Here is a 13,448-nt window from a genome sequence, read left to right on the forward strand (position 1 = left end):
CTCCTTTCCAAAACCCTCAATCTCTCTACTCCTGCGCTCCCGTTTTATTGGGACTGCAAAGATACAAACTTTATTTTAACCCGCAACTTTTTAAACTAAAAAGTGAAAGTTTTTTTCCGTCTTTATCTTTCGTAGTATATAATGTTTCTGCTTATCTAAAAGCTCTCCTGCGCTTACCGAATCTCTCTCGTTTTTCAGTGGGGCAAAGATAGAGACTTCTCCTTTACCACGCAAACTTATTTAACATAAAGTTTACACCAATATTACAATTGTGGGTAAGTTTATACATTAACTTATTGATATGATTATATTTAAATTATAAAGTATACTTATCCACAACGGTGGAATTGTTTTTGAAAAACTATATAACACCGTTTTGAGGGCTATATAACCGGTTATTCTATACATCAATTACAATATAGATGCATTATCTATATTATATGTAGGAGGTGAAATCTATATATAGTAAGCAAATAAGTTTTGGCTAAAGCTAGTGGAAGAGTGTTTATTTTATTTGAGCGGACTTCCTTCAGCTAAGCTCAGGATTATTGCCAGCTCCTACTGATGAGCTTATGCCCGTAAGAAAAACGGAGAGTATATATTATATAGTAGGGAAAACCGGAATTGATTCGAGGAATACTTTATTACTATGGAAATAATATTGTTGAGATCCTTACAGGATGATAAAGGCTGGTATTATTAAAATATCAGGAATACAGCGGTAAATAATATAATGTACGTTATGTAATGAGCTTTTAAATGTAGCCTTTATAGAAAAAGCAGGTATGATGTATGCTGATGTTTTATTGTTTTAACCACAGATAACACAGATTTTCACAGAACTTTCATAGGGCAGAAATGACTAGATTACCACCCCGTCAAAAATTCTTTGAATTTTTGACACCCCTCCAAAGGATGGGAATGATAGAAGCCATCACTTATGGATAATAGGTAATGCTATTAATTGATGCCAATCTATTATTTATTCATCATTTATAAAGTCGTCTCCTACCCTAGCCCCGATAGGAACGGTTACCCCACAGTATGGGTTGGAGCGTAGAAGGGTTTGGGTGTAGGTGTGTGTTGGCACGAGGAGTATGAGTGGATAGCGGGATTAAGCTCCTCAATGAGTTTGAGGGTATGTGCGTGCTAGAGTTGGAGAGAACGAATATATATGAAAGAGTGAAAGGTGAAGAATAGAAAAATTTATAAAAGAAAAACTATAAAATCTTTATTTAGGTAAGGAAGCTTTCAAAGGAGGGGATAAAAAAATTCCGTAAGAATCCTTTATAGCAGGTTTCTTACGGAATGATTGTAAAACTGAAGTTTATATTTTTAGTTCAGAACATAGGATGTTCCGTCTCTTCCGTCTTTTAATTCTATGCCTTCAGCAAGCAGTTTATCTCTGATCTGGTCTGAAAGGTCAAAGTTTTTGGATTTTCTTGCCTGATTTCTAAGTTCAATTAAAACTTTTAAAGTCTGATCAAGCTTTTCATTATTGTTTTCTTCTACAGCCTGCAATCCAAGGACATCAAAGATAAAGGCATTCAATGTTGACTTTAAATCTTCAAGATCTGTTGTTGAGATGGTTTCTTTACCATCATTTAAAGCAAAAATGTATTTTACGGCTTCAAACAAGTGAGCGATCAGAATTGGAGAGTTGAAATCATCTGTTAATGCATCATAACATTTGTTTTTCCATTCTGCAAGACTGAATGCAGATTCTTTGTTATCATCAGGAGTAATAGAATTTAATACTTTCACGGCCTCCATCAATCTGATAAATCCTTTTTCGCTGGCGATCATGGCATCATTGGAAATGTCTAAAACACTTCTGTAATGTGCCTGCAGGAAGCAGAAACGTACAATTGACGGGTGGAAAGGTTTTTCAAAAAAATCATTATCACCTGTTACCAACTGCATTGGAAGTATATAGTTCCCCGTAGATTTACTCATACGCTGGGAATTCATCGTCAGCATATTGGCATGCATCCAGTAATGTACCGGTGCAGCACCATTGCAAGCTTTTCCCTGAGCAATTTCACATTCGTGGTGCGGGAATTTCAGATCCATTCCTCCTCCGTGGATGTCAAAAGTTTCACCTAAATATTTAGTACTCATAGCTGTACATTCAAGGTGCCATCCCGGGAAACCTTCTCCCCAAGGAGAGTTCCATCTCATGATATGCGCCGGAGATGCTTTTTTCCAAAGGGCAAAATCCTGTGGATTCTTTTTCTCCCCCTGTCCGTCAAGATCACGGGTGTTAGCAAAAAGCTCTTCTATATTACGTTTTGAAAGTTCACCGTAGTTCAGCCCTCTTTTATTGTACTCCAATACATCGAAATATACAGAACCATTGCTTTCGTAAGCGAAACCTGTATCTATTAGTTTCTGAGTCAGTTCAATCTGTTCTACAATGTGACCTGTAGCTGTAGGCTCGATGTTTGGAGGAAGCAGGTTGAACATCTCCAGAACTTTATGGAAATCTACAGTGTATTTTTGTACAATTTCCATGGGTTCTAATTTTTCAAGACGAGTTTGCTTAACGAATCTATCGTTATTTACATCTCCGTCATCAGTAAGGTGCCCTGCATCGGTAATGTTTCTTACATATCTTACCTTATATCCTAAATGCATTAGGGTACGGTAGATAAAATCGAAAGACAGGAAAGTTCTTACGTTCCCCAAATGCACATTGCTGTACACTGTAGGTCCGCAGACGTACATTCCTACGTTTCCTTCTAAGATGGGTTTGAATATTTCTTTTTCCGCTGTAAGCGAGTTGTATATTTTTAGTTGCATTTATTTTTTGTTAAAAGATTCAATAGTTTTAAGATTCAAAAATTAGTTAAAATAAAAATCTGTCACAACAAATAATTGTCGTGATAAAGATTTTATGTGAAACTTTTTTAAATTTTATCATAATTAAATCGATTCTAAATGATGCTGCAAATGTTCTACGTAATCCTTAATAATAAACTCCAGGGTAAAAACCTGAGGTTCTGTTTTGGTGGTATCACAAGTTCTCTGTAATGCTTCATCAGGAATATTTTCTACAATATGAACAACCTGATCGTTCAAAGCTTTCCAAAGGTTGATTAACTCTGCCGTTGGAACATTCTGATAGTTCTGAGCCTTTACCCAAGCGTTCTGATCGTATGTGATATTCTCGTTCTCTTTATATTGAGTGACTACAAATCTACGGATATTTGTAAAAGCACTGTCACAAAGATGGCCAATAATTTCTTTTTTGGACCATTTTTCCGGTGTAGCCTTGTAAGTCCACTCTTCTTCAGAAATTGTCCGGAACCTCTGAAGTTCTGCATCTATACTATTTTTAAGGATCTGGCAGTTCATTGATTAGTCTAATTTGGCATGACTTCCTACGTAATGTAAGAATTCCTGTCTTGTAATTGGATTTGTTCTGAAGATTCCGCTTAGTTCTGCTGTAATGGTAGAACTTGCCGTGTCTTTAATTCCTCTGCAGTTTACACAAAGGTGCTTCGCATCAATGATACATGCTACATTTTTTGTTCCTAATGCTTCTTTCAGAGCTTCTACAATCTGCATTGTCAGTCTTTCCTGAACCTGTGGTCTTTTTGCATAGTAATCAACAATCCTGTTAATTTTTGAAAGACCGATTACTTCTCCGTTGGAAATGTAAGCAACGTGTGCTCTTCCTATAATGGGTAAGAAATGGTGTTCACAAAAAGAATATACAGTGATATCTTTTTCCACCAACATCTGACGGTATTTATATTTATTGGAAAATGTAGAGATGCCTGGTTTGTTTTCAGGAAGAAGTCCTCCGAAAATCTCGTTCACATACATCTTGGCAACACGTTTTGGAGAATCTTTTAGGGAGTCATCGGTCATATCCAGTCCTAAGGTCTCCATAATTTCTCCAAAAAGCTCAGTAATTTTTTCTATTTTTTCCTGTGGCGATTTATCAAAAGCATCTTCCCTTATAGGCGTATGTTCTTTTCCAGTGAAAATATCATCGTCGTTATCAGTAAAATCAACCATTTTTATTTAATTTGCAGCAAAAATACGGATAATATCGTTTCATATATTTCAAATGGGGCGAAAATCATTATCTTTTATAACCTACTCTGATTAAAACTATATGATTATTGTCGAAGAAGTACAAAACAAAGACCACCAAAGGGAATTTCTGGAATTTCCCGCACAACTTTATCAACACGACAAAAATTATATCCGCCCTTTAGATCAACACATTGAGGAGATTTTTAATCCTGAAAAGAATAAGTTTTTCAAGAATGGAGAGTGTAAAAGATTTCTATTTAAAAAAGACAATAAGACGGTTGGAAAAGTAGCTGTTTTTATTAACAATTGTTATGAACAGGTGCAACCTACCGGAGGTTTCGGATTTTTTGACTGTATTAACGATCAGGAAACCGCAAATTTCATTTTTGACCACTGTAAAAACTGGCTTCAGGAAAAAGGGATGGAGGCGATGGATGGACCAATCAATTTCGGAGAAAGGGATAAGTTCTGGGGACTTTTGATTGAGGGGTTTATAGAGCCCCTGTACGGAATGAATTATAACTTTCCTTATTACAAAGAGCTTTTTGAAAACTATGGGCTTCAGATTTATTTTGAACAGCTCTGTTTTACCAGGCCTGTATTTGCAGAAGTTTCCCGCGTTTTTACGATTGCTCATGAGAAAAACAGGAGAAACCCTGCTATTTCAGCACAGCCCATGAAAAAGAATAACCTTTCCAAATTTGCTAAGGACTTTACGGAAGTTTATAATAAAGCATGGGCAGCTCATGGAGAGGGAAAGCAATTGGAAGAAGGTAAGGTTTTGAAAATGTTCAATACCATGAAGCCTATTATGAATGAGCATATCTCATGGTTTGTGTATGAAAATGATCAGCCTATCGCTATGTGGATCAATATTCCGGACCTCAACCAGTGGTTTAAATACCTCAACGGAAAGTTTGGAGTTTTTGAAAAGCTTAAGTTTTTGTTCTTAAAGCGATTTAAAAAGAATGAAAAAATGGTGGGTCTTGTCTTCGGTGTGGTTCCTGAATGGCAAAAGAAAGGGATTGATGGGTATATGATCTGGGAAGGGACACAACATTTAAGAAAGCATACTGATTTTACGATCACTGAACTTCAGTGGATTGGTGATTTTAATCCTAAAATGATTAAGATTGCAGAGACTCTTGATACTACTGTGACGAGGAAACTTGCTACTTATCGATATTTATTTGATAGGAACAAGGAGTTTGAGAGGCATGCTGTTCTTTAGAGTAAGGAAGATGGAGGCTGGAAGATGGGAGTAATTGAAGTGTGGTGATTGACTAAAGGTTTAGTTTACTTTTTTCTGGATGCTTTAGATGATTTGACGCAAAGTTTTATTTGCTGCTGTTCTATTTTTGAGCGAGCGAAGGTGGAATCAACTTTGCTGATTCTTTCTAAGCGAGTGTGTAGCCTACGGCTGGTTCTTTTTATGTGTTTTATTTCTGATTGAAGTTTTTCTATTTATGATTCTGATAAAATAAAAAGCCCTGTCGTTTAAGACAGGACTACTTTCATTTTTGGTACTTTTATTAGAATAGCTCACCGGCTACTTTTTTGATGTTATCACTTTTCCCCATTGAGTAAAAGTGTAAAACTGGAACTCCGAAATCCAGAAGTTCTTTGCACTGGGCAATGGCCCATTCTACTCCGATCTGCTTAACGGCTTCATTATTTTTTGCGTTCTCCACTTCATTGATAAGCTCTTCAGGAAGATCTATTTTGAATACCTGAGGCAGGATTTTCAAATGTTTCTTCGTAGCTATCGGCTTAATTCCTGGGATAATTGGAACGGTAATTCCCATCTCTCTTGCTTTCTGAACGAATTCAATATACTTTTTATTGTCAAAAAACATTTGAGTGACAATATAATCTGCTCCGGCATCTACTTTTTGCTTCAGCCATTTCAGGTCATAGTTCATAGAAGGGGCTTCCATATGCTTTTCAGGATAGCCTGCTACTCCAATGCAGAATTTATTAAGTTCATCACAAACCTGTTCTTCGTTGTGAAGATATTTTCCTCTTCCCAAATTGTTGATTTGATCTACCAGATCCATGGCACTGGCATGACCACCCTGAGTAGGTTCGAAATACTGATGTCCTTTCATTGCATCACCTCTTAATGCCATCACATTATCAATACCAAGGTACATACAATCCACCAAAAGATATTCTGTTTCTTCTTTGGTAAAACCTCCGCATAGTAAGTGTGGAACAGTATCTACATTATATTTATGTTGAATTGCTGCACAGATACCCAATGTTCCCGGACGCATTCTTGTGATACGGCGTTCCATCAGTCCATTTCCTTTATCTAAATAAATATATTCTTCTCTTGAAGTGGTAACATCAATGAATGGAGGTTTGAATTCCATCAACGGATCTATATTCGTATACAGGTCTTCAATACCAATCCCCTTTTGTGGTGGAACCACTTCTAAGGAGAATAAGGTTTTCCCATTTGCGTTTTTTATATGTTCTGTTATCTTCATTTTATTATAGTTGATGGTTTTGAGTGAAGATTTTGGATTTTTAATTAAAATTAAATCTACCAGATTGGGGCTCCCCCATTCTCTCTTCTCTTAAATAAATCTCCTGTCTTCTTGAATACTCTTTAAATACCTTTCGGCTTCTACTATTTTTTGAGTTAAAAATTTATTTTGGGTGTACGATTCCTTTCTTTTAAGATAATTTATTGTTTCTAACAATTCTTTTTCGTTCAGCTCTGATAAATCGTAAAAATCTCCTAAAGTAGTAACAGCGGAAAAATTACTATTTTGAATGTCTGTAAATCTTGACTTTTGAGTTTTTTTTATATCAATTACAGTAAATTTTGTTGTGTCGAGCTCATTTCTACCAATAATTTCCAAATAATCATCAATGACATTCCTGTCAATGAATATTTTACCTGAGCCACAAGAATGTCTATCATCTCCATTTTTCTTAATACCGGATACCCAAAAAATTTCATCAGTTTCAATATCCTGACAATTTCCATGGCCATTTCCCATCAGGCATCTATCATTGAAATAAATAGACTTTTTGCTTTTAGAAAATTCCACTTTTGCAATCCAGGCAGGACCATCATCAGCAAAACCTGTTTTAAGTTCCAAATATTTAATTAAAAATCTCATCGTATTAATCTGCTAAATTTGGTGACAACCACTTTCTCGCTTCCTGTAAAGAAATTCCTTTTCTCTCTGAGTATTCTTTTAATTGGTCTTCTGCGATTTTTCCCAGTCCGAAATATTTTGCATGTGGGCTTCCGAAATAATATCCTGAAACAGCTGCTGTCGGGAACATTGCCAGACTTTCTGTCAAATACACTCCAATATTTTCTTCAACTTTCAATAAATCCCAGATCGCATGTTTTTCCAAATGGTCAGGGCAAGCCGGATATCCCGGTGCAGGGCGGATTCCTTTATATTTTTCTGCAATTAATTCTTCATTGCTTAATTCTTCCTGAACGGCATAGCCCCAATATTCTGTTCTTACTTTTTTATGTAGAAATTCTGCATAAGCTTCTGCAAAACGGTCTGCCAGTGCTTTTACCATGATCGCGTTGTAATCATCATTGGCTTTTTCATATTCTTCTGCCAATTCATCCGTTCCGAAACCTGTAGTCACACAAAATGCTCCCATATAATCAGTTTTTCCTGAACTTTGTGGGGCAATGAAATCACTTAATGCCAGATAGTCTTTTCCTTTTGACCTTTGAGCCTGTTGTCTTAGGGTTAAAAACTTAACCTTTTCGTTATTATCTTCATCAAAAATCAGAATATCATCCGTTTCATTGGAGTTAGCTTTAAAGATTCCAAAGATTGCTTTTGCTGTTAAAAGCTTTTCATCCAGAATTCTCTTTAAGATCACCTGTGCATCTTTGAAGAGTTCTTTTGCCTGCACTCCTACCACCTCATCTTCCAGGATATTCGGGTATTTACCGTGAAGATCCCAACTTCTGAAGAATGGAGACCAGTCAACGAATGGTAATAATTCTCTCAGGTCCTGATTTTCGATTACAGTTATTCCTAAATTATTCGGTGTGAAGATTTCTTCGTTTTCCCAGTCTATTTTGAAACGATTTTTTCTTGCTTCTTCAATGGAAACATAGTCTTTATCCACTTGTCTGTTCAGGAATTTCTCTCTGAAGTCTGAATAATCATTCTTCAGATCAGAAACATATTCTTTATTTCTGTCTCCCAATAATGAGCTTACTACGTTTACCGCTCTTGAGGCATCGTTAACGTGAACAACTGCATTTTTATATTTTAAATCAATTTTCACTGCGGTGTGTGCCTTTGAAGTCGTTGCACCACCAATTAATAATGGAAAATCTAGATTTTGTCTTTCTAATTCTGAAGCGATGTATACCATTTCATCCAGACTTGGTGTAATCAATCCACTTAATCCGATAACGTCTACTTTTTCTGCAATGGCTGTCTGAATAATTTTTTCGGCAGGAACCATTACACCAAGGTCTACGATTTCGTAGTTATTACAACCCAAGACTACACTCACAATATTTTTTCCAATATCATGAACGTCACCTTTAACGGTAGCCATCAAGATTTTTCCATTGGCAGGTCTTGATCCGTCTTTTTCGGCTTCAATATAAGGCTGTAAATAGGCAACTGCTTTTTTCATTACCCTTGCTGATTTCACTACCTGTGGCAGGAACATTTTCCCACTTCCAAATAAATCACCCACAACGCCCATTCCGGTCATCAGATTGATTTCAATAACATGAAGGGGCTTTGCAGCTACCTGTCTGGCTTCTTCTACATCTTCTTCAATAAAACGGTCAATTCCTTTTACTAAGGCATAGGTAATTCTTTCCTGCAAAGGATTGTTTCTCCATTCCAGATCTTCAACCTTTTCTTTCTTAACTGATTTATGTTTTTCGGAGTAATCAAGAAGTCTTTCTGTAGCGTCTTCTCTCTTATCAAGGATTACATCTTCTACAAGTTCCAGCAATTCTTTATTAATCTCATCATAAACTTCCAGCATCGCAGGATTTACAATACCGATATTCATCCCGGCCTGAATGGCATGGTAAAGGAATACGGAGTGCATGGCTTCTCTTACTGTATCATTTCCACGGAATGAGAAGGAAACATTACTCACTCCCCCACTTACGGATGCATAAGGAAGATTCTGTCTTACCCAACGCGTAGCTTCAATAAAGTCGATGGCATTTTTTCTATGCTCATCCATTCCCGTTGCTACCGGGAAGATATTTAAGTCGAAAATGATATCTTCTGCCGGGAATCCGATCTGGTTCACCAGGATATCATAAGATCGTTTTGATATTTCAATTCTCCTTTCAAAATTGTCAGCCTGCCCTACCTCATCAAATGCCATTACAATCATTGCCGCACCATATCTTTTTATAGCTTTGGCATGTTTGATAAATTCTTCTTCGCCTTCTTTTAAGCTGATGGAATTTACCACACATTTTCCCTGTGCCACCTGTAAACCTGCTTCCAAGATTTCCCATTTGGAAGAGTCTACCATGATTGGAATTCTTGCAATATCCGGTTCTGATGCTATTAAGTTCAGAAATTTGACCATGCATTCTTTTCCATCAATCAATCCATCATCAAAATTAACATCAAGGATTTGTGCCCCTCCTTCTACCTGATGGCGGGCAATGTCTAATGCTTCAGAGAATTTTTCCTCTTTGATCAGTCTTAAAAACTTTTTGGAACCGGCAACATTGGTTCTTTCACCAACGTTGATGAAATTACTTTCCGGCGTAATGATAAGAGGCTCAAGGCCTGATAATCTTAAATATTTCATTTTATTCTTCTAAAATATAGTAGGCATTATTGGCATTCTGCCTCAATAAATCTCTGTGCTTGCCTAAAGCAGTGAACAGCGGAAATCTTTTGTATGCTAAGCCATGTTCATTAGCAAATTCTTCTATCTCCTCAGTAATCTCGTTATAATACATATAACTGTAGTTAGGAAAGAGGTGATGTGCCACATGAAAATTAAAATTTCCTAATACATTTCTTACCAACCAGTTATTTTCCTTTAAATCGTTGGTCACTTCAAACTGGTGACGAAGCCAGCTGAATGGAATTCCATTCTCTTTATTCAATCTTGGAAAGGCATTGTCAGGAAGCGGATGCAAAGGCAATAAAACAAACAGTGCAAAAACACTCGCTGCAATAACCTGCAAAAACCAAGCTCCTAAAGCCAGTCCTATTGATACTTTAAAGAACACAATAGGAATCACAACCTGATAAAAAAAGTAAAACAACTTATAACTCACCATTTTTACTTTCTCCACGACAGGTATTCTTCCCTGAGTTTTCAAAATCACTCTTTTCTTGTCAAAAAAGTCTCTGAAGTCTCTTATAAACATCCAATTGAATAAATACAGTGGATATACTAAAAAGAAAAACCTATGCTGATACTTCTGAACTCCTTTTGCCTTAATCCAAGGCACTATTAACAGCAAACCACTCTGCTCAATATCGGTATCCCAGCCATCTACATTCGGATAGGCATGGTGACTTGCGATATGTCTTTTCTTCCAGATATAGGAATTGGCTCCTATGAAATCAAAAATGTGCAGGATCATCCCATTCAGCCTTTTACTTTTAAAGATGTTATTATGGGCTGCTTCGTGAATCAGATTTAAATAAATTAAAACCAGAGAGATTCCCATTAAAACAAAACTGAGTATATACACCCAATACTTTTCAGCATTAAGGAGTGCAGTGAAATATAAACCAACATAGATCAGTGGCAGCAGTAATGCTTTGATCTGAATATAGATATCCCTGTTTTCAGAAATAGCTTCTATCCGTTGGTTTACTTTCTTTCTCAGTTCATTAAACAATTTGGCGTCATCTGAATCTTTTAAATAACTTGGCTTTTCCATTATATTAAATTTTGTGACTCACTTAAAGATAATATTTATAATCCAGCCTTCATTCTTGATTTTAATTAAAAAAATCTATCTAATTACACAAATTCTTTCAATTTTCTTGGTTCATATTTTTCCACCAGCTCCGCAATCGCCTTGATATGTTCCGGAGTAGTACCGCAACAACCTCCGATAATATTGATTAATCCTTTTTCTGCATATTCTTTGATCTGTCTTGCCATATCTTCCGGTGTCTCATCATATTTTCCAAAGGCATTTGGTAATCCTGCATTCGGATAAGCTGAAACATAGAATTCTGAGTTATGAGCCAGTGTTTCCAAATAAGGCGTTAACTGATCTGCCCCTAAAGCGCAGTTAAAGCCAACACTTAATAAATTCAGATGGGAAACAGAAATCAAAAAGGCTTCTGCCGTTTGTCCGCTCAAAGTTCTTCCTGAAGCATCGGTAATGGTTCCTGAAACCATGATTGGAATTTTGATTCCTCTTTCTTCCTGAAGTTCATCAATCGCAAACAAAGCAGCCTTAGCATTCAGGGTATCAAAGATGGTTTCTACTAACAGAATGTCTGAACCTCCATCTAATAGTGCCTCACATTGTTGTTTGTAAGCGACTCTCAGCTCTTCAAAAGTAATAGCTCTGTATCCAGGGTCATTCACATCAGGACTTAAGCTTGCTGTTCTGTTGGTTGGGCCTATTGATCCAGCTACGAATCTTGGTTTATCCGGAGTCTTAGCTGTATATTCATCACAGGCTTTTCTCGCAATTTTTGCAGACTCATAGTTCAGATCGTACACCAGCTCTTCCATGTGATAATCTGCCATAGCAATGGTAGTTCCGGAGAATGTATTCGTTTCAATGATATCAGCTCCTGCTTCCAGGTATTTCTTGTGCACTTCTTCAATCGCCTGTGGCTGAGTAAGAGAAAGCAGATCATTGTTTCCCTTTACCGGATGTTCCCAGTCTTTGAAACGTTCACCACGATAATCTTCTTCTTCAAACTTGTATCGCTGAAGCATGGTTCCCATAGCCCCATCCAGAACGAGGATTCGTTCTTTGAGAGCTTTGTTTAGTGATTCTATATGTGTCATCTTCTTTGTAGTTGTTGAGGATATGAGTATGACAGGACTGCGTCCTATCTTGGGTTAAATCGCCCCTTTGGGGCTCTTTGGGGTTAGTCTAAGGATTGTTTTAAGTCTGCGATGATATCGTCTACATTTTCTAATCCTACTGAACAACGGACTAATCCTGCTGTAATTCCTACTTCGTTTCTTTCTTCGTCTGACAGTTTAGAGTGCGTAGTAGATGCCGGGTGGGTTACGATCGTTCTTGTATCACCTAAGTTGGCAGACAATGAACACATCTGGATCTTATCCAAAAAGTTTCTTCCGCCTTCTATTCCACCTTTTATTTCAAAAGCAACAATATTTCCACCTAACTTCATCTGCTTTTTCGCTACTTCATAGTTTGGATGGGATTTCAGGAATGGATATTTTACGAGTTCTACATTAGGATGGCTTTCTAAAAATTCAGCTACCTTCAATGCATTTTCACAGTGTTTTTCCACACGGATCGCCAATGTTTCAAGGCTTTTTGATAGTACCCATGCGTTAAAAGGAGATAATGCAGGTCCTGTATTTCTTGCAAAAAGATAGATTTCTCTGATCAGGTCTTCTTTTCCTACTGCAATTCCTCCCAATACTCTTCCCTGTCCGTCAATCAACTTCGTTGCTGAATGTACAACAACATCCGCACCATATTTAATCGGCTGCTGAAGATAAGGAGTTGCAAAACAGTTATCTACAATAAAGATCAGATTATGCTTTTTAGCAATCTGTCCGAAAAACTCCAGATCCAGGATTTCAATCGCAGGATTGGTAGGCGTTTCAAGATATAAGATCTTTGTATTCGGTTTTATATATTGTTCCACATTCTCTGCATCTTCTGCTTTGAAATAAGAGGTCTCAATGTTCCATTTTGGGAAATACTTTGTGAATAAGGTGTGAGTAGAACCGAAAACTGACTGGCAGCTTACGATATGATCTCCAGCACTTAGCAAAGCTGCAAATGTAGAATAGATAGCAGCCATTCCTGTTGCAAAAGCGTAACCTGCTTCAGCACCTTCCATTTTGGCAATCTTCTCTGTAAACTCAGATACGTTAGGGTTCGAGAAACGGCTGTACAGGTTTTTAGGTTTTTCTTCAGCAAAGCTTGCCCTCATATCTTCAGCATCCTGAAAAATAAAGCTGGAGGTAAGATATAGTGGCGTAGAATGCTCGTCAAACTGAGATCTCTCCGTCTGGGTTCTTATTGCTGATGTTTCGAAATTTTCCATATAGTTTTAATTAATATAACAATGTATCTCTGTGATATTTTTTCCAATTTTTAATTACTGTACATTTATTATAAAATGGATTACATCTATATAAATGCTATGTGTTTATGTTTGATAGGATTTTATTCTATCCTTGGTTAAATCATCTCTTCGGGATTAGCATCATTCGAT

10 protein-coding genes are annotated in these 13,448 nt (G+C 36.9%); 1 reads left to right on the plus strand and 9 read right to left on the minus strand.

Going from position 1 to position 13,448, the window contains the following annotated elements:
• Positions 1 to 1,335: 1,335 nt before the first annotated feature.
• From cysS to folE, 3 genes are all read right to left on the minus strand, one after another.
• Positions 1,336 to 2,802 carry a cysteine--tRNA ligase gene (gene cysS, locus M2372_RS11495; protein WP_123320604.1) on the minus strand — a complete coding sequence of 489 codons (1,467 nt, stop codon included), beginning with the start codon at positions 2,800 to 2,802 and terminating at the stop codon, positions 1,336 to 1,338.
• Between the two features lie 123 nt (positions 2,803 to 2,925).
• The gene (locus M2372_RS11500) at positions 2,926 to 3,357 is read right to left on the minus strand and encodes a DinB family protein (protein WP_123320603.1); all 432 of its coding nucleotides are present in this window, start codon (positions 3,355 to 3,357) and stop codon (positions 2,926 to 2,928) included.
• 3 nt (positions 3,358 to 3,360) lie between these two features.
• Positions 3,361 to 4,026 carry a GTP cyclohydrolase I FolE gene (folE, locus tag M2372_RS11505; protein ID WP_045490962.1) on the minus strand — a complete coding sequence of 222 codons (666 nt, stop codon included), beginning with the start codon at positions 4,024 to 4,026 and terminating at the stop codon, positions 3,361 to 3,363.
• 100 nt (positions 4,027 to 4,126) lie between these two features.
• Here folE and M2372_RS11510 point away from each other — a divergent pair, with 100 nt between their 5' ends.
• Entirely contained in the window at positions 4,127 to 5,278 is a 1,152-nt protein-coding gene (locus tag M2372_RS11510) for a hypothetical protein (protein WP_123320602.1), read from the plus strand.
• 301 nt (positions 5,279 to 5,579) lie between these two features.
• Here the strand turns inward: M2372_RS11510 and metF are convergent, their stop codons facing one another.
• The 6 genes from metF to M2372_RS11540 form a co-directional block, all read right to left on the minus strand.
• Complete coding sequence (gene metF, locus M2372_RS11515; RefSeq protein ID WP_123320601.1) at positions 5,580 to 6,539, minus strand: methylenetetrahydrofolate reductase [NAD(P)H]; 960 nt, start codon at positions 6,537 to 6,539, stop codon at positions 5,580 to 5,582.
• A gap of 90 nt (positions 6,540 to 6,629) precedes the next feature.
• Positions 6,630 to 7,181: a hypothetical protein gene (locus M2372_RS11520; protein ID WP_185018876.1), complete on the minus strand. Its 552-nt coding sequence runs from the start codon at positions 7,179 to 7,181 to the stop codon at positions 6,630 to 6,632.
• A 4-nt stretch (positions 7,182 to 7,185) separates the two neighbouring features.
• Positions 7,186 to 9,846: a methionine synthase gene (gene metH / locus M2372_RS11525; RefSeq protein ID WP_123320600.1), complete on the minus strand. Its 2,661-nt coding sequence runs from the start codon at positions 9,844 to 9,846 to the stop codon at positions 7,186 to 7,188.
• Position 9,847: 1 nt separating this feature from the next.
• Positions 9,848 to 10,939: a fatty acid desaturase gene (locus M2372_RS11530; protein ID WP_123320599.1), complete on the minus strand. Its 1,092-nt coding sequence runs from the start codon at positions 10,937 to 10,939 to the stop codon at positions 9,848 to 9,850.
• An 83-nt stretch (positions 10,940 to 11,022) separates the two neighbouring features.
• A complete protein-coding gene (locus M2372_RS11535; RefSeq protein ID WP_123320598.1) occupies positions 11,023 to 12,033 on the minus strand; it encodes a homocysteine S-methyltransferase family protein in 1,011 nt (336 codons plus the stop codon).
• Positions 12,034 to 12,116: 83 nt separating this feature from the next.
• The gene (locus M2372_RS11540; RefSeq protein ID WP_123320597.1) at positions 12,117 to 13,277 is read right to left on the minus strand and encodes an O-succinylhomoserine sulfhydrylase; all 1,161 of its coding nucleotides are present in this window, start codon (positions 13,275 to 13,277) and stop codon (positions 12,117 to 12,119) included.
• Between the last annotated feature and the right edge of the window lie 171 nt (positions 13,278 to 13,448).

Source organism: Chryseobacterium sp. BIGb0232 (genome assembly GCF_024810195.1).
Taxonomy (GTDB): Bacteria; Bacteroidota; Bacteroidia; order Flavobacteriales; family Weeksellaceae; genus Chryseobacterium; species Chryseobacterium pennae.